The organism is Aquitalea magnusonii (genome assembly GCF_002217795.2).
Taxonomy (GTDB): domain Bacteria; phylum Pseudomonadota; class Gammaproteobacteria; order Burkholderiales; family Chromobacteriaceae; genus Aquitalea; species Aquitalea magnusonii_B.
The window spans coordinates 3,123,539-3,141,351 of the sequence record NZ_AP018823.1; the positions used below are offsets into that span (position 1 = coordinate 3,123,539).

The following is a 17,813-nucleotide window of genomic DNA, read 5'->3' on the forward strand; positions in this document are numbered from 1 at the left end:
ATCGGCACAGAGCACCCAATAAAACCTGGCCAGTGGCCGCCACCAGACTTTCCCCTCAGCCACCGGCCATGTGCGCGCAGGCAACAATCATCATGAACGTGCCCAACTTCCAGCAGGCTTTGCAGCAGACTTCACAGGCCTTCGCCATTCTCGATGCCCAAGGGCGCATCAGCTATGCCAATCCTGCTTTCTGCAGCTTGTTTTGCTACAGCTTGCAGGAGCTGGAGGGACAGTCCATCAGCATGATCATCCCGCTGGGGGCCTGCGACTGCACATGTCAGAAGGGCATCGCCAAGGATGTCACCCCGATGCGTCCCTTCCAGGGCGAAGTGCGCCGCCTGGCGCGTGACGGACGCAGCATTACCACCATGCTGCACTGCAGCGCGCTGTGCAATGCCGCCGGAGACACCGAAGGCTATGTGCTGTCCTACACCGATATTGCCGACCGCAAGGCGACGGAACTGGCCTTGCAACAGGCCAATGCGCAGTTGTCGCTGGCACTGGATGCCTCACAGCTATCGCTATGGGATATGGACATCCTGCAGGATAGTGCCAGCCTGGATGCGCGCTGGGCTGACATGCTGGGCTATCCGGCCATCGCGCAGCAATGCCGTGCCACCAGCATGCTGGCCGCCGTCCATCCGGACGATCATCAGCGCGTGTTCCAGTCCAGCATGGCGGTACTCAGCGGCAAGCAGCCGCACTTTCAGGAAGAGTTCCGCTACCGCAACGCCGGCGGCGGCTGGACCTGGATACGCTGTACCGGCAAGGTGGTGGCACGTAATCCACAGGGCATGGCCCTGCGTGCCATCGGCACCAACCAGGACATTACCGCGCGCAAGAACAGCGAAGCACTGATTGTCAACGCCGCCCATCACGACTGGCTTACCGGCCTGCCCAACCGTTTTTCGCTGACCAGCCATCTGGCGGAGGCGCTGCACCGCGCCCAGCGTCAGGAACGGCTGGTAGCGGTCTGCATGATCGATCTGGATGACTTCAAGCCGGTCAACGACACCTGGGGGCATGAGGCGGGTGACCAGTTGCTCAAGGAACTGGCACAGCGGCTGCAGCGGCTGCTGCGCAAAACCGACTTCGTCGCCCGCCTGGGGGGGATGAATTCGTGGTGGTGATGGAAGACCTGCCGCCAGAGGACGCCCTGCCACAACTGGAAACCGCGCTCCAGCGCCTGCATCAGGCGGTGGAAAGCCCTTTCCGGCTGGGCGGTGAGATGGAGGCAGAAGTCGGCATGACGGTGGGGCTGTCACTGTTTCCGCATGACGGCGTAGAGCCGGATGCGCTGATGCGGCAGGCCGATGCGGCGATGTATCAGGCCAAGCAGCATAAATCCAGACGCCGACGCTGGTGGCGCATGGTATCGGAAGAAGCCGGCTACCCGCAGGAAGAAAACAGTCATTTCGAAATATACGGTGCCGAGGCCGCCCGCCTGCTGCGCAAATCCACCCGCCTGATCCACGCGACCACCGACATCTATATTCAGCATTTCTATGCCCAGGACAATCCGGAAGGCACCAAACTGGCCGTGCTGGCCAGCCTGGATCCGGCGCGGCAGCAGGGGCTGGAACAGCGCCAGCGTCAATTCCTGTTGCAGATCCTCGCCCCGGACAGCCAGTCCGCACAGATCAGCCGCGACAGCCGCCAACTGGGCTACATCCACAGCCTGGTCGGCGTCACCCCGGTAATGCTGGTGCAGAGTGTGGAACTGTTCCGCCGTACCTTCAGCGAACAACTGAACCTGGCCCTGCTCCCCATCCGCCAGCGCTACCGGCTGCTGGAAATCGTCGACAGTCGGCTGCAAGAGCAATTGCATGCCCAACTGGAAGCCGGTGCCCAAGTGCAAAGCCAGTATCTGGAAAGCGTCTCCCTGCCGATGCCGCATCATGGCACCCTGTGGGCAGATGCCGTCAGCAGCGAGCTGGAACAGTTGGGCAAATTGCCGGGCATGCAGGCCGTGCTGCTGATGCGGCTGATGTCCAATGGCGTGTTCGTGCCGGAAAACAGCCGCGGGCCGCTGGGCAAACTGGTAGCCAACCGCCTGCAGATGCCCGGTTCCGAGGCGGTGGTGGATGCCTCATCCAGCCGTGGACAAGGTCTGACTGCCGTGGCATGGCGCAGCGGACGCATCTGCAGCACCGCCTCCTACAGCCAGGACCAGCGCTATGCCACCTGGCATCAACAGGCAGGCGCCGTCAACATCCGCTCTGCCATGAGCATCCCGGTACGCAATCCGGAGGGGCTGACCGTGGCGGTCATCAGCCTGTTTGGTGCCTACCCCAATCAGTTTGAATCGGCCAGCATGCAACAGTTTGCCCAAGGCCAGCAGCACCGCTGGGAACTGATCCTGGCCGCCAGCACCAAGCCGGCAGCCGCCATCCGGCAAAACCTGGCCATCGCCCTGCGCGAACGGCTGTTTGCCGGCGGCCTCACCATGTTCCTGCAACCACTGGTCGACCTTAAAAGCGGCAAGGTGGTGAAAGTAGAGGCGCTGGCCCGGCTGATCCAGGCCGATGGCACCATCGTCAGTCCGGGCGTCTTCCTGCCGCTGCTGGGCGATGCCGACCTGGACCACCTGTTCCGGCTGGGGCTGGACAAGGCACTCAGCCAGGTGGCGGAACTGGACCGGCATGGCTTGCAGATCGACATCTCGCTCAATATCGCCCCCAGCACGCTGCAAGATGAAGACTGCCCGCAGTGGGTGGCCGCAGCCTTGGCCCGCCACGGCATCGCCCCGCACCGCCTCAGCCTGGAACTGCTGGAAACCGAGGATATCGCGCCACGGGCACAGGACCGCGCCATAGAACGGCTGCGCCGCACCGGCATCAAGCTGGCGATGGATGATCTGGGTTCGGGCTACAGCAGTCTGCAGCGGCTGAGCACCTTGCCGTTTGACACCATCAAGATCGACCAGAGCCTGACGCTGAACCTGCGCCGTACACCGCTGACCAGCCTGGCGCTGATCCGCGCCATCCTGCAACTGGGGCAGGATCTGGAACGCCAGGTAGTGGTGGAAGGGCTGGAAGACCGCGGCATGCAGGAAGCCGCCTGCATCCTGGGTGCCACGCTGGGACAAGGCTACAGCCTGGCCAGGCCCATGGCGCAACAAGACTTCATCCACTGGCAGCGGCATTTCCGGTTGCCACCGGCTGCCGGGGAAATCACCAGCTATCTGGGCGCGCTGGCACAACACTGGCTGTCCACCCAGCCGTCGTTCGCCCACGACAGGCAGCCACTGGAACACTGCCCGCTGCAGCACTTCCTGCTGCGCCAGCCCACCCTCCATGCCAAGGCGCTGGCGTGGCATGCCGCCTGTCACCAGCAGCAGGATCATGCCGAAGCCAGCCAGCGCCTGACCGACTGGCTGGTGGAGCAGATGCTGCTGGAAAGCTGAGCGGCGGCCTGCTGCCACGCTGATTCCGCTTTTACAGCAGGAAATAGCTAAGTTTTTGACTGTATTTTCAAAATAAAAAAGAAACTGCTTTCCCCGCGCCAGCCTTATGCGGCGGCGGGCATTGCGTAATAATCAGCGCCATTGCAGAACCACCGATCAAGGAAACCATCATGAACATCGCAGACCTCGTGCAGACCCGCTACACCACCAAGGCCTTCGACCCCACCCGCCAACTGAGTGCCGAGCAGGTAAGCCAGATCGAAACCCTGCTGCGCTTTAGCCCCTCCTCCACCAACTCCCAGCCCTGGCACTTTTTCGTGGCGGGCAGCGCCGAGGGGAAGGCCCGTATCGCCAAAGCCACCAGTGGCGGCTATGCCTTCAATGAAGCCAAGGTGCTGAATGCCTCGCATGTGGTGGTGTTCTGCAGCCGTGCCAGCATCGACGACCAGCATCTGGAAACGCTGCTGCAACAGGAAGCGGCCGACGGACGCTTTGCCAACGAGGAAGCCCGTGCCGGCCAGCACCGTGGCCGTTCCCATTTCGTCAACATGCACCGCTTTGAATTGCGCGATGCCCACCACTGGATGGAAAAGCAGGTCTACCTGTCGGTCGGCACCCTGCTGCTGGGCGCGGCAGCCATGCAGATTGATGCCTGCCCGATCGAAGGCTTCGACCAGAAGATACTGGATGAAGAACTGGGCCTGCGCGCCAAGGGTTTCACCAGCGCCGTCATCGTGGCACTGGGCTATCGCAGCGACAGCGATTTCAACGCCAAGCTGCCCAAGTCGCGCCTGCCGGCCGACAGCGTCATCACCCGGCTGTAAGTACCAGTCCATCCGGCAAATGCAGACCACCGGGGCGGAGCCAGCGCAGCAGAGTATGCAGACCGCGCGGCTGGCCCCGGCCTGGCTGCCGGTATGCCGCCAGCGCAACAGCACCATGAACGCTGCCCAGAGCGCTTTTGCCAGTGCGCGCCAATATGGCCGGCGCAGTCCCACCTTCAGCCGGGCCGCACTGGCCGGCCAGACCAGGACATTCTGGCCATTGCCGGCAGGGCCAGCATTGTCGGGGATGCCAGCTTGCATCCGGGAATGTGACGGCGCAGACGCGGGAAAGCTTTGCCAATATCGCCATCCTGCTGGACAAGGCCAAGCGTCAGCATGCTCCGGCCACGTCCTGCACGCTGCAGGGCCTGGATTACCGGGTCTATATCCGCCACGGCGCAAACTAGCCGGCGATGCCTGCCGCCTTCTTGCCATGCGTGGGCGATGACAGCCGTGCGCTCCATGTGCAGGCGGACCGTTGCCGTGCCAAGCCGCTGGTGCAAATCGAAGCCCACGGTTTCAGCAGCAATGGCCAAACTGGTGCATGAGCAAGCATGCCGCAGGACAGCCTGCGGCCTGGTGGCCCACAGTGGTGCGGCCTGATCAGCCACTGAGCGATTTGATCGATAAACGCACAACGACTTTCCACCCGGCAGGCCCTGGCCAGCGGGCTGGGCTGCCTGCCGCTCCGGCGCGGCAGCCTCCGGTGGCCAGACATGACAGATGGCATGTATCTTGCTATGATTTCATACATTTTTTAAAATAATCATACGCAATACCGCACTCGCACCATGTCTGAAAGGCAGCGCCATGCACATTCCTGACGGTTATCTCAGCCCATCCACCTGCGCCCTGGCCTATGCGGTGGCACTCCCCTTCTGGCTGCTGGCCTACCGGCGCGCCAAAGCGCTGCTGCACACCAGGCTGGTGCCGCTGTTTGCGGTGTTTTCCGCCTTCTGCTTCGTCATCATGATGTTCAACCTGCCCCTGCCCGGCGGCACCAGCGGCCACGCGGTGGGCATGACCATTGTCAGCATCGTGCTGGGACCATGGGCCTCCATCATCGCGGTATCACTTGCCCTGCTCATCCAGGCGCTGTTTTTTGGCGATGGCGGCATCAGCAGCTTTGGTGCCAATAGCCTGAACATGGCGGTGGTCGGTTCGCTGGTGGCATGGTCCAGCTACCGCCTGCTGGCGGCCGGAGCCGACATCAGCGCACGCCGCCGGGTGGTGGCCGCCGGGCTGGCCGGTTATCTGGCCATCAATGCCGCCGCCTTGCTGACCGCCATCGAGTTTGGCGTGCAGCCCATGCTGTTTCATGATGCCAGCGGCACGCCGCTGTATGCGCCCTACCCGCTGTCAGTCGCCATTCCGGCGATGATGATCGGCCATCTGAGCTTTGCCGGCCTGGCGGAAATGCTGCTCAGCGCGGGCCTGGTTGCCTATCTGCAGCGCTCCCACCCCTCGCTGCTGGCCGGTGAGGCCACCATGTCCGCGGCGGCAGGCAGCCGCCGCAGCGCACGCCAACTGTGGTACGGCCTGGCCGGGCTGATGATCCTGTCCCCGCTGGGCCTGCTGGCTGCCGGTACCGCCTGGGGCGAGTGGGCGGCGGAAGACTTTGCCAACCCGGCCAGCCGGCTGGAAATCATTCAGGCCTCCGGCCAGCATGTGCTGCCGCAAGCGGCACCGGAAGGTCTGGCCAGACTGGCCGGGCTGTGGTCTGCGCCTTTCCCCGACTATGCGCCGGCCTTCATTCACAGCGCGGGTTTTGGCTATGTGCTGTCGGCGGTGTTTGGTGCCGGGCTGATCCTGCTCAGCCTGTTACTGCTGTCGCAACTGGCTGGCAAGCGCGGCCTGCCACAGTGAGCGAACAATCCTTTATTGCCGGCGGACACCGCCATCGCGGCAATATCGCCGAGCGCATGGTGCATGGCTTGCAGCAGGTGATGGAACATGCGTTGGATGCCGAGGCACAGAGCGCACGCCAGGGCCTGCTGCAGCAACTGGACCCGCGCATCAAGCTGCTGTCGCTACTGGCCGTGCTGAGCGCCGCCTTGCTGGCCCGCCAGCCCGGCAGCCTGCTGTTATTGCTGGGGCTGGCCGTGCTGCTGGGACAATGCTCGCAGATCAGCCTGCGCCAGCTCTACCGCCAGGCCTGGCTGAGCGTGCTGCTGTTCAGCGGCGTGCTGGCGGTGCCGGCGCTGTTTCTGGTACCGGGAGAAACACTGTTCTCCCTGCCACTGCTGGGCTGGCCCGTCAGCCGGCAGGGCTTGTACAGCGCCGCCTTGCTGTTGGGCAGGGCGGAGGTTGCCGCCAGCTTTGCCCTGCTGCTGATGCTGAGCACACCGTGGACGCATGTGCTCAAGGCCATGCGCAGCCTGGGGGTGCCGGTACTGTTGGTGGCCCTGCTGGGCATGACCCATCGCTATGTGTTTGTGCTGCTGCAAACCGCCAGCCAGATGTTTGAGGCCAGACGCAGCCGCATGCTGGCCCCAGCCTCTGGCCGCATGGCACGCCAGTTGATCGCCAGCAGCAGCGGCGTACTGCTGGGCAAGGCCTTTCAGTTGAGCAGCGATGTGCATCTGGCCATGGTGTCGCGCGGTTATCGCGGTGATATCTACCTGTTGCACAGCTTTCACACCCGCAAACGCGACTGGTGCGCCCTGCTGCTGGCCGTCGCCCTGCCCTTTCTCATTGTCTGGACCCACGCATGAGCCACCCGGTATACCGCCTGCAACAGGTCAGCTTTCGTTATCAGCAACACACTGCCCTGCATGAACTGACGCTGGAGATTGCCGCCGGCAGCCGTATCGCCCTGCTCGGTGCCAACGGCTCGGGCAAATCCACCCTGCTGCGCCTGCTGGACGGCCTGTATTTTGCCCAGCAAGGCGAGGTGTACGCCTTTGGCGAAGTGCTGAGCGAAGCGGCACTGGCGGATGATGCGCGCCATTACGCCTTCCGCCGCCGCGTGGGCCTGGTGTTCCAGAACCCGGACGTGCAACTGTTCAATCCCACGGTATTTGACGAACTGGCCTTTGGCCCGCTGCAACTGGGCTGGCCGGAGCAAGACATCCGCACCGCCATTGCCGCCACCTTGCAGCAATTCGGCATCAGCCATCTGCAGCACCGCGCACCGCACCGGCTGTCCGGTGGCGAGCGCAAGCGGGTGGCACTGGCCTCGGTGCTGATCATGCAGCCCGAAGTGCTGCTGCTGGACGAGCCGACTGCCGCACTGGACCCGGCCAGCCAGAGCGAGGTGCTGCGCTTTTTGCTGGAAAGCCGTGGCAATGGCCGCACCATCATTACCGCCACCCACGATCTGGACAGCGTGGCGGACATTGCCGACCACGTCATCGTGATGGCCGAAGGCCGCTTGCTGGCCCAGGGCAGCCCACAGGCTATCCTGGCCGACCACGCCCTGCTGGCGCGCAGCCAGTTGCTGCACGCCCACCCGCACCGGCATGCCGATGGCCAGGTCCACAGCCACCCGCATGCCCATGGCCATCAACACAGCCATGCCGGGCCACGCAGTGGCTACCGTCAGTTGGGCCGGCGGCAGGGCTGAGCGCGGCTCAGGATGATTTCTTGCGGCGGTACAAGGGGCCGCGCTGCGTGGCCGGGCTCACCGGAATCAGCTGCACCTGGCCGTGACGCACACCGGTTTCGGCAATCACCGAACGGGCAAAACGCTCCACCTCGGCACTATCACCGCGCAGGATCACCGTCTCGATACAGTCCGCGTGGCTGATATGGGCGTGCATGGTGGCCACCGCCAGATCGTGGTGGTCGTGCTGCAGCCCGGTCAGCCGGGATGACAACTGGCGCTCGTGGTGGTCGAACACATAGCTGAGCACCGCCACACAGGGGCCGCCCGCTTCGCCGGCCAGATCATCCTCCCCCAGTTCGCGGCGCAACATGTCGCGCACCGCTTCGGAACGGCTGCTGTAGCCGCGCCGGGCCATCAATTCATCAAATGCCTGTGCCAGCTCGTCGCTGAGCGAAATGGTCAGTCTTTGCATGCGGGTCTCCACAAATCAGATGCGCAGCATAACAGAGGTCGGCACTCCCCCAGCAGCCATACGCCGCAGCAAGCCCCCCCCCCGGCACGGCCACCCGTGATGCGCATGGCCTTGCCGGCCAGGGCAGAGCGCTGCCATATGGCCTTGCCTGCGTGCTTTATCTGCCTACCGTCGCCGGTGCCGCAAGGCCCGCGCTGGCAGGCGCTGGCAGGCGCTGCGGCAGTGCGGCCTGCGGTACTTGCACTCGCGCCATACAGGCAAACAGGGGGCTGGCATGCCCTGCCAACCCCCTGTTGCTCCTGCCCCGATCTGGTCTTCTAGCGTGACGTGGCGTTCTAGCGTTGCGGATACCAGCCCACCAGGCCCGGTTGCAGATTGATGCTCACCTGCTTCACCTGCTGGTATTCCAGCAAGCCGTTGACACCCAGATCGCGGCCATAGCCGCTCATCTTGTAACCGCCCCACGGCGCTTCGTTGAAGGTGGGGTTGTAGCAGTTGATCCAGGTGACGCCGGCGCGCACTTCCTTCACCACCCGCAATGCGCGTGCGCCATCGCTGGTGAACACCCCGCCAGCCAGGCCGTACGGCGTGTCATTGGCCATGGCAATGGCTTCGGCCTCCGTGGTGAAGGTCTGGATGGCCACCACCGGGCCGAATACTTCCTCACGCACGATGTCCATGTCGCGGGTGCAATTGTCGAAGATGGTGGGCCTCACGAAGTAACCATTGGCACAGTCGCCCTCGACATAACGCTCGCCGCCACACACCAGTGTTGCGCCTTGCTGTTTGGCGCGTTCGATATGGCCCAGCACCTTTTCCAGCTGCGCGGCAGACACAATCGCGCCCATGTCGGCATCCTTCATGCCCGGAGCAATGGTCATGGCATTGGCGCGTTCGGCCAGTCGGGCGACAAAGCGGTCCTTGATGCTTTCTTCAATCAGGATGCGCGAACCGGCCGAGCATACTTCGCCCTGGTTGAAGAACACGCCTATCATCGCCCACTCCACCGCGCCTTCCAGATCGGCATCGGCAAAGATGATGTTGGGCGACTTGCCACCCAGCTCCAGCCCCACTTTTTTCAGGTTCCCCACTGCCGCGGCGGCAATGGTTTGCCCGGTGCGGGTGCTGCCGGTGAAGGTGATCATGTCCACATCATGGCTGGCGGCCAGCTCCTGCCCGGCGGCCGGGCCGCTGCCCAGCACCAGGTTGGCGGTGCCCGGAGGCAGGCCGACGGCATCGAAGATTTCAAACAGGGCCACCGCCGACAGCGGGGTGACTTCGCTGGGCTTGAACACCACGCAGTTGCCCGCCGCCAGTGCAGGGGCCAGTTTCCAGGTGGCCATCAGCAAGGGGTAGTTCCACGGGGTGATCAGCGCGCACACGCCCACCGGTTCGTGCATGGAATAGGCATGCATCGGGCCAAAGCCGTCGCTGACTTCATACACCCCGCCCTGCGGCTTGGTGATCAGCCCGGCGTAATAGCGGAAACAGGCCACCGCATCGTCCACATCGCAGCGCGCCTCGCGCAGCGGCTTGCCATTGTCCAGCGTGTCCATCACCGCCAGTTCGTCGGCGCGGGCGGCAATGGCATCGGCAATACGCAGCAGCATGTCGGCACGCTTGGGCCCGGCCATGCGCCGCCAACTGCCGTCGCGGTCAAAAGCATGGCGCGCGGCGGCAATCGCCTGCTTGCTGTCCTCGGCCACGCTGTCGGTGACCAGGGCAATCACTTCGCCATTGGACGGGTTGATGACTTCGCGGGTAGCGCCGCTGACCGAGGCTTGCCAACGGCCATTGATGTAGTTGTTGCGCACTTCCATGTTTCTTCCTCCTGCCTTGCTATTGTTGTGCCGGGCGGTCTGTGCCGCTCAGGCGATGTAGATCTTGCGCAGTGTTTGTGTCACCACCCAGGTGGTGGCGGTGCCGGCCGCCAGATGGCCCACGGTGCCGGGCTGCAATTCCAGCGGTGGGCGGCCATCGGCAAACTGCACGCTGGCCTGACCCGACAGCACAATGAAAAATTCGTCCACTTCCACATCGGTGGTGACGCTGGGCGACATTTCCCACACGCCGATGCTGCAGCCGTGCAGGCTACCCAGCTCGGCTGTGCCCACCTGGGCGGGGCCGCTAATGAGCTGATCGGCCGGGACTTCGCGATATTCCAGCGCAATGCGCGTGGCGTCCACGCTGAGATTGGCCAGCAGGGCAAAGGGATTGGACATGCTTGCTTCCTTGGATGGTCAGAAAAGGACGAACGGATTCAGGAATCGAAACCCAGACCCAGCGCATCCATGGTGCGCAGCATCAGATTGCGCTTGCCGTGGTTGTGGTCGGCCTGGTTCAGCGACCAGCGCGTGGCCTGCACGGCAACATAGGTCAGCGGCTCCGGCGGAAACGGTGGCGGTATCTCGCGCACCATGCGCAAGCGGGTACGCGGTGTGTCCAGCCCTTCTATCTTGTCCAGCAGCACATTGGCGGCAAAGCGGGTGGCTCCTACACCCAGGCCGGTAAAACCGGCGGCATAGGCCACCTTGCCGCCACGCGCCAGGGCAAAAAAGGCACAAAAGCGGGTAGAGGTATCAATGGCCCCGCCCCAGCGATGGCTGAAACGCAGCCCGGCCAATTGCGGAAAGGTAGTAAAGAAGTGACTGGCCAGCCGGGTAAACGAAGCCGGGCGCTCGTCATAGACATCATCCACCTTGCCGCCAAAGTTGTAGACGGCATCGTAGCCGCCAAACAGGATGCGGTTGTCGCGGGTGATGCGGTAGTAATGAAACTGGTTGGCCATGTCGGCAATGCCCTGGCGGTTGTGCCAGCCGATGGACGCCAACTGTTGCGCGGTGAGCGGCTCGGTCATCAGCACATAGTCGTACACCGGGATGGTGTGCCAGCGGTAACGCTTGAGCAGCGAGGGAAAGGCATTGGTAGCCAGCACCACGCGGGCGGCATCCAGCTCGCCCAGCTCCGTCGCCAGCCGCACCCGGCTGCCGCGGCTGTGCAGCGCGGTGACGGCGGATTGTTCGTGAATCTGCACACCCAGCTCAACCGCCACCCGCGCCAGTTCCAGCACCAGCTTGCCGGGGTGGATCATCGCCGTGCTGTCTTTTTCCCAGATGCCGGACAGGAAGGTGGGCGAATTGAGCTCGGCGCGGATCTGCGCGGCATCCATATAACCTTCACCACGCAGTTGCTCGTCCTGGTAGGGCTCCACGGCCACCACCAGCACGCCGGTGCGTTCGAAGTCGCAGTCGATACCGTAACGCCGGATGGTGGCTTCGATTTCGTCCAGATTCTGCAGACCCTGCGCGTCCAGCTCGGCCATTTCCTCCGGCCAGCGCTGCTGGCCGTTTTCCTCGCCATGGGTGATGCTGGCCTCACAAAAGCCGCCGTTGCGGCCGGATGCGGCCCAGCCCACCTGACGGCCTTCCAGCAGGGTGACCGAGCGTGACGGGTTGCGCTCCTTGGCCAGAATGGCGCTCCACAGGCCGAGAAAACCACCGCCGACAATGGCCAGATCAGCACTGGCCTTGCCTTGCAGCGGGGGGAAACTGCGACGCAGGTGCGCCACATCATCTCCCCAGAACGGGCGGTTGACGCTGCCGGCCAGCGCGGCGTCGATCAGCTCTTGTGGCGGTGCCTCACGTTCAAACACGATTTGCGGCATAAAACAGTCATTCCTCGGGCATGGGACAGTTCACAGGGAGATGCACCGCGCTGCAACACCAAAAGGCAGACGCGGTGTCGATCATGCGATGTCGGCACTCTGCAAGCAAGACGCGCGCCATGAAAGCGCCACGCACTGCCTGCCGGATAGCGGCCAACATCATGGCGGATAGCCCGGTAACACTGCGCAGCCCCACACCATGCAAGCGCTGTCCGGCAGGGGCATCCTGCCTGGCAGCGTGTTGCTTGGCATAGCTTGAACCAGGTGATATGTTGAGATAAATCCCGAATTTCTTATCTTCAGTTTCAGAAATACTCAACTGATGAGCAAAAAAAAATCCCTCGCCCAGGTCAGCGATTTTGATATCCGCCTGCTGCGCCTGTTCAAGACCGTGGTCGAATGCGGCAGCTTTTCCGCAGCGGAAAGCGTGCTGGGCATCAGCCGTTCTGCCATCAGCCTGCACATGGGCGATCTGGAAAAGCGGCTGGGCATCTGCCTGTGCCAGCGCGGTCGGGCCGGCTTTGCCCTCACCGACGAAGGCCGGGCGGTATTGCACGCCAGCCAGACCATGCTGTCGGCCATCGAGGAATTCCGCACCGAGGTGAACCAACTGCACCACCAACTGCGCGGCGAGCTGAACATCGGCATCATCAACAATCTGGTCACCCAGTCGCACATGCACCTGACCCATGCGCTCAAGTCCTTGAGTGCGCGCGGGCCGGGGGTGCGCATCAATATCTCCATGACCACTCCCAGCGAAATCGAACTGGGCGTGCAGGACGGCCACCTGCACGTGGGCGTGGTGCCGCTGATCAACCCGCTGTCCGGGCTGGACTACCTGCCACTGTACGAAGAACATTCGCTGCTGTATTGCAGCCGCGAACACCCCTTCTTTGCCCGCGCCGATAGCGACATCAGCCAGGACGAGCTGCACAGCGCCGAAGCCATCGCCCCCAACTACCGACTGACGGTGGAGGCCATGGCGCAACACCACGCGCTTAACTGCACCGCCACCGCGTCCGACCGGGAAGGCATTGCCTTTCTGATTCTCACCGGCGGCTATATCGGCTTTTTGCCGGACCACTTTGCCGCCGGCTGGGTGGCACAAGGCGTGATGCGGCCCTTGCATCCACAACAATTCTGCTACGACATTCCGCTGAACGTGGCCCTGCGCAAGGGGCGTCGGCCCAATCTGGTGCTGGAATATTTCCTGCAGTCGCTGGAACAAAGCCGCAACGGCTGACACCAGCCAGGCCTGTCCGACATGCAAAAGCCCCCTTGCGGGGGCTTTTTGCTGACTGCGCGATGCTTCGCTGACGGCTTACTTGCCAGCTTCGCCGACAAAGATTTCCACGCGGCGGTTGGCGGCACGGCCAGCCACACTGCTGTTGTCAGCAATCGGCTGACGCGAGCCCATGCCGTCGATGCTGATGCGGCTGGCAGCCACACCACGCTTGACCAGATAATCACGGGTGGCGCTGGCGCGGTTGACCGACAGCGGATTGTTGATGGCATCGCTGCCGGTGTTGTCAGTGTGGCCGACAATGCGCACGGTGGTCACCGGGTTTTGCTGCAGGGTAGTGGCAAAGCGGTCCAGCACCGGGCGCAGATTGGGCTTGATGTCGTAGCGGCCAGAGTCAAACGAGACATCGCTCGGAATATTCAGCTTGAGCTGGTTGTCGGCGGTTTGGCTGACGCTGACGCCAGTCCCCTGCGAGGCCTTTTCCATCGCCTCTTTCTGCTTTTGCATGTGCTGCGACCACAGATAACCACCACCTGCTCCCAATGCCGCGCCCACGGCAGCGCCAGTTACCGCGCTGCGACCGGTGTGGCCACCTGCGGTCAACGCGCCCAGCAAGGCACCGACACCTGCGCCCACTGCCGCACCGGTTCCGGTGGTTTGCTGGGTTTCGCTCATATTGGCGCAACCGCTGAGGCTGGCAGAGGCGATGGCAACAGCCACCAGGGTAGTCATCAGGTTTTTCATCGTGATCTCCTCGTTGCGGTGCGTGCCATGCACGCCACCGGCAGGGTTGGGTCCGGGCCGCGGGCGGTTATGTGCCGCCTGCCACCTCTGGCTGGATGTGCGTGGCAAGGGGCCATTCCGGCATGTTCCAGGCACCAGCCTGAGGCAGCGCGGGCACGGACAAGTTCACTGACGGTCGGAGACAGGCTGCGACACGCCGGTTTGATTTAATTCATATTATAGAACCGCTGACAAACCAGACGTGTAAGCAAACGTGTACCTTGTGTAAGCAAAAGTACACGTCTGTGCGGACATGGCCTCAGTCGTGCGCCGCCAGGCCGATACTGCCCTGCGGATTGCTGACAATGCTCCAGCCTTGCCCGGCCCTGCTGACTGCCTGTAATGGCCAACGGTAGGCTTCTGCCAGCACCGGGTGCGTCAGTACCTGTGCCGGCGTACCACGGCAACGCAGCACACCATCGGCCAGCAGCCAGAGCTGGTCCGCGTGATTGGCGGCCAGTTGCAGGTCGTGCAGCACGCACACCACCGTCCTGCCCTGCCCGGTCAACTGTTTGAGATGCTGCATCAACAGATGCTGGTGGCGGATATCCAGATGATTGCTCGGCTCGTCCAGCAGCAGGCAGGGGGCATCCTGTACCAGGGCGCGGGCAATGGCGGCACGCTGGCGCTCACCACCGGACAGGCGGGAGACCCGTTGAGTAGCCAGTGCCGTCAGTTCCATCACCTGCAAGGCCTCGGCCACGCGGCGGTGGTCGGCAGCATCGGGCTGGCGCAACAGGCCCAGCGCCGGACGCCGGCCCAGCATCAGGTAATCGGCCACCGACAAGGGACTATCACCGGTTTCGTGCTGCGCCACCCAGGACAGCAAACCATACGGGTAGCCCCTGCCGCCAATGGGCCGGCCCAGCAAACGGCCACGGCATTGGCCGGCAAAACCGGCCATGGCGCGCAGCAGACTGCTCTTGCCGGCACCATTGGGGCCAATCAGCACCAGCAGTTGGCCGCGCGGCACCGTCAGCCCCCCCAGCGAGACCAGGGTGCGGCCTTGCGCGCTTACTGTAAGTTGCTCGATTTCCCAGGCATCAGCCACGCAGGCCCCCTTTCTGCAAACGCCAGAACAGCCACAAGAAGCACGGCGGACCGGCAAAGGCCGCCACCACCCCGGCGGGCAGGTCTACCGGATATACCGCTTCACGCCCCAGGGTGTCGATCAGCAACAAGGTGAGCGCCCCCACCCAACTGGCATGCAGCATCAGTTGGCGGCGGCTGCCCTGATGACACAGCGCCACCGCATTGGGCACCATCATGCCGATGAAGCCGATCAGCCCGGACAGCGTCACCGCACCGCCGGTCAGCATGGCGGCGGCCATGGCAGCCAGCCCCCGAGTGCGGCCCACGCGCACGCCCATGGAGCGGGCCACCTCATCGCCCAGCAGCAGGCAGTCCAGATCCCGCCCCAGCGCCAGCATCAGCACTGCGCCCACCAGCATTACCGGCCACACATATTGGTGATCGGCAAAGCGTGATTCAGCCAGGCTGCCAGCCAGCCAGTTGCTGGCACCGCGCAGGGTCAGGTCATCGGACAAAAACAGCAGCAGGCTGACCATGGCAGCACAACTGGCACCAATCACCACGCCTATCATCAGCAGCCCTGCCTGACCGCCGCGCAGCAACTGGTTGAGCAGCAGGATGAGCATGGTGACGGCCAGCCCGCCGACAAAGGCCGCCAGCGGCACCGACACCCCCAGGCCGCCCAGCGCGATCACCAGTACCACGCCCAGTGCCGAGCCGGCGGAAGTACCCAGCAGGCCGGGGTCTGCCAGCGGGTTGCGAAACAGCGCCTGCAGGCCTGCCCCCGCCAGCGACAGCGCACTGCCCACCAGCAAGGCATTCAGGATGCGTGGCCAGCGCAGGCGGCTGACCAGCGGGTCTTGCCAATCCGGCACCGCCCACTGGCCGCCACCCAGCCCCAGGATCAGCCAGATGAGCAAGGCCGCCAGCGGCGGCAGGCACAGCCAGCGCCAGAACTGCGGCGGCAGCCCGCCACTGCGCCGGGGCAGCACAATGGCCGCTCTCATGAGGCCAACTGCCGCAAACGCGTCACCACCGCCGGGCTGCCTACGCCCAGACGCAGGAAATCTGCCGCCGGCCAGGCCAGCACCTTGCCGCTGCGCACGGCATTGGAAGAGGCCAGCTCAGGCCGTGCCTGCAGGGCTTTCAAGCCGCCATATACCGGCGCATTGTGCGCGGCGACAATCACGATGTCGGGCGCGGCCTTGAGCCAGGCTTCCGGATTCATCGGCAAAAAGCCCTGGATATCCGCCGCGGCATTCACCCCGCCGGCAGCGCGGATCAGCGCATCCCCCGCCGTCCCCCGCCCGGCCACCAGCCGTCCGTCGTAGCTCAGCAGAATGCGCTTGCCACTGCCCGGCTGCGGCTTGAGCGCCAGCAGCCACTGGCTGGCCAGCGCCTCGGCCTGGGCCGGGCGGCCCAGTGCCAGACCGACCTGGCGCATGCCATCGGCAAAGGCTTGCGGATCATCACTGTGGTTTACCTTGAGCACCTTGAGCCCCAGCGCCGTCAATTGCTGGTAGATGCCGGGCGGCTGGGCCTGATCACTGCCGATGACCAGATCCGGCTTGACCGCCAGCACCGGCGGTGCCGTCAGCGCGCGCGAGCTGCCAATCACCGGCACCTGTGCCAATTGCGGCTGGCGCGCCAGCTTGTCGCGCCCCACCAGTAGCTGCTGGGCCTGCAGGGCCACCACCAGCTCGGCCACATCGGCACTGAGCGCCACCACCCGCTGCCCGGCCTGCACAGGCAAGGCACACAGCAGGCAGAGCAATGCCATCCATCGCTTAGGCAGCATGTTGCGCCTCCTGTGCCGGCAGGGCGGCAGCCAGTGCGCGCCATGCCGGAAGTTCCGCTTCGCCTTCGCGGCGCTGGCCAAAGAAGCTGAGCACGCTCTCCCCGGCGGCGTCAAAAGCCTCTACCGAGGTGATGACGCCGTCACGGGTGGGGCGGCGCACCAGCCATAGCTCGGTGATTTCATCCTCCAGGATGTGCAGGTTGAAAGCCGGGTCCAGCACGTTCAGCCAGGGGCCGACGCGACGCACCGACTTGATCGGGCCGGTGTGGATTTGCACCATGCCGCGATTACCGACAAAGGCCATGATGGGCAGTGCGCTGGCGGCAGCGCCTTCCAGCAAGGCGGTCAGCGCACTGCCGTGCAGGCGATGGGCAAAACCGGGCGGTGCCAGGCGGAAGGCTTGCTGGCGCTTGAGGCCATAGCGCTTGAGCAGGGCATGAAAGTGATGCACATCCTGCAAGGCCAGCCAGGCATCGGCAAAGCCGCTGGTATCGCTGCTGGCGGCCACATGCGGCTGGGCGGCGATGCTGATGCCAGCCGGTGCCGGTGCGTCGGCCTGCATGCGGTGGGTCTGCACCAGTTTTTCCCAGGCGGGCAGCTTGTCCTCCTCCAGCAGGTACAGCTTGTTGATGGCTTCGCCCTGGGCATCAAAAAACTGCAGCGAGTGCAGCAGACCTTGCGGGCCGGGCTGGCGTAGCGCATAGGCGTGCTGCCAGTGGGTCAGGAACAGCCGCAAATCCAGGCCATCCGGGTTCAGCACCAGGCCGGTTTTTTCCGACAGGGTCAGGTTGCGGTACGCGCCCTGGGTTTCATGTACCACTACCTGATTGCGGGTGATGGACTTGAGCTGGCCCAAGGCCGCCAGTGCCGGCAGTAGCTGGGCTGGCTGGCAGTGCAAGGCAATGGTTTGCGGCAGGCAGGCCACCAGTGCGGCCTCGCTGACGCCCAGTGCGCGGGCTGCATCGCGCTGGCGCAACTGGCTTTGTTCTTGTCTGAGCTGCTGGTAACGCTGCAACAGGGTGGGTGTGCTCATGATGTCTCGTT

Annotated in this window: 15 protein-coding genes and 1 pseudogene; 7 read left to right on the forward strand and 9 right to left on the reverse strand. The window is 64.0% G+C overall.

Annotated elements, in window-relative coordinates; genetic code table 11:
• Positions 1-70: 70 nt before the first annotated feature.
• From DLM_RS23895 to DLM_RS14895, 6 genes and pseudogenes are all read left to right on the forward strand, one after another.
• Positions 71-3,403 (forward strand): annotated as a pseudogene (locus tag DLM_RS23895) (diguanylate cyclase domain-containing protein); the annotation flags it as partial.
• Positions 3,404-3,576: 173 nt separating this feature from the next.
• Positions 3,577-4,230: an oxygen-insensitive NAD(P)H nitroreductase gene (nfsB, locus tag DLM_RS14875; RefSeq protein WP_089085705.1), complete on the forward strand. Its 654-nt coding sequence runs from the start codon at positions 3,577-3,579 to the stop codon at positions 4,228-4,230.
• 269 nt (positions 4,231-4,499) lie between these two features.
• On the forward strand, positions 4,500-4,637 hold the full coding sequence (locus DLM_RS23410) for a hypothetical protein (protein ID WP_167467127.1): 138 nt from the start codon (positions 4,500-4,502) through the stop codon (positions 4,635-4,637).
• Positions 4,638-5,040: 403 nt separating this feature from the next.
• A complete protein-coding gene (cbiM, locus tag DLM_RS14885) occupies positions 5,041-6,096 on the forward strand; it encodes a cobalt transporter CbiM (RefSeq protein WP_089085703.1) in 1,056 nt (351 codons plus the stop codon).
• Positions 6,093-6,944 (forward strand): cobalt ECF transporter T component CbiQ, encoded by an 852-nt coding sequence (cbiQ, locus tag DLM_RS14890; protein ID WP_089085702.1) that lies wholly within the window; start codon positions 6,093-6,095, stop codon positions 6,942-6,944. The genes cbiM and cbiQ overlap by 4 nt, the downstream gene beginning before the upstream one ends.
• Complete coding sequence (locus tag DLM_RS14895) at positions 6,941-7,795, forward strand: energy-coupling factor ABC transporter ATP-binding protein (protein WP_089085701.1); 855 nt, start codon at positions 6,941-6,943, stop codon at positions 7,793-7,795. The genes cbiQ and DLM_RS14895 overlap by 4 nt, the downstream gene beginning before the upstream one ends.
• A 7-nt stretch (positions 7,796-7,802) precedes the next feature.
• Here DLM_RS14895 and nikR read toward each other — a convergent pair whose 3' ends face one another.
• From nikR to DLM_RS14915, 4 genes are all read right to left on the reverse strand, one after another.
• Positions 7,803-8,249, reverse strand: a complete 447-nt coding sequence (nikR, locus tag DLM_RS14900; RefSeq protein ID WP_089085700.1) for a nickel-responsive transcriptional regulator NikR — start codon at positions 8,247-8,249, stop codon at positions 7,803-7,805.
• Positions 8,250-8,584: 335 nt separating this feature from the next.
• Entirely contained in the window at positions 8,585-10,069 is a 1,485-nt protein-coding gene (locus DLM_RS14905) for an aldehyde dehydrogenase family protein (RefSeq protein ID WP_089085699.1), read from the reverse strand.
• A 48-nt stretch (positions 10,070-10,117) separates the two neighbouring features.
• Positions 10,118-10,471: a cupin domain-containing protein gene (locus DLM_RS14910; protein ID WP_089085698.1), complete on the reverse strand. Its 354-nt coding sequence runs from the start codon at positions 10,469-10,471 to the stop codon at positions 10,118-10,120.
• 38 nt (positions 10,472-10,509) lie between these two features.
• Positions 10,510-11,913, reverse strand: coding sequence for an NAD(P)/FAD-dependent oxidoreductase (locus DLM_RS14915; RefSeq protein ID WP_089085697.1), 1,404 nt, complete (start codon positions 11,911-11,913; stop codon positions 10,510-10,512).
• 322 nt (positions 11,914-12,235) lie between these two features.
• On the opposite strand from DLM_RS14915, the gene DLM_RS14920 reads away from it, so the two are divergent.
• Positions 12,236-13,156: a LysR family transcriptional regulator gene (locus DLM_RS14920; protein WP_089085696.1), complete on the forward strand. Its 921-nt coding sequence runs from the start codon at positions 12,236-12,238 to the stop codon at positions 13,154-13,156.
• A 78-nt stretch (positions 13,157-13,234) separates the two neighbouring features.
• Here the strand turns inward: DLM_RS14920 and DLM_RS14925 are convergent, their stop codons facing one another.
• The 5 genes from DLM_RS14925 to DLM_RS14945 form a co-directional block, all read right to left on the reverse strand.
• Positions 13,235-13,900: an OmpA family protein gene (locus DLM_RS14925; RefSeq protein WP_089085695.1), complete on the reverse strand. Its 666-nt coding sequence runs from the start codon at positions 13,898-13,900 to the stop codon at positions 13,235-13,237.
• Positions 13,901-14,198: 298 nt separating this feature from the next.
• Positions 14,199-14,990, reverse strand: coding sequence for an ABC transporter ATP-binding protein (locus DLM_RS14930; protein ID WP_167467128.1), 792 nt, complete (start codon positions 14,988-14,990; stop codon positions 14,199-14,201).
• The gene (locus DLM_RS14935) at positions 14,983-15,978 is read right to left on the reverse strand and encodes a FecCD family ABC transporter permease (protein WP_089085693.1); all 996 of its coding nucleotides are present in this window, start codon (positions 15,976-15,978) and stop codon (positions 14,983-14,985) included. Before DLM_RS14935 ends, DLM_RS14930 begins: the two co-directional genes overlap by 8 nt.
• The gene (locus DLM_RS14940) at positions 15,975-16,769 is read right to left on the reverse strand and encodes a heme/hemin ABC transporter substrate-binding protein (RefSeq protein WP_089085692.1); all 795 of its coding nucleotides are present in this window, start codon (positions 16,767-16,769) and stop codon (positions 15,975-15,977) included. Before DLM_RS14940 ends, DLM_RS14935 begins: the two co-directional genes overlap by 4 nt.
• A complete protein-coding gene (locus DLM_RS14945) occupies positions 16,759-17,802 on the reverse strand; it encodes a hemin-degrading factor (RefSeq protein ID WP_089085691.1) in 1,044 nt (347 codons plus the stop codon). The genes DLM_RS14940 and DLM_RS14945 overlap by 11 nt, the downstream gene beginning before the upstream one ends.
• Positions 17,803-17,813 lie beyond the last annotated feature (11 nt).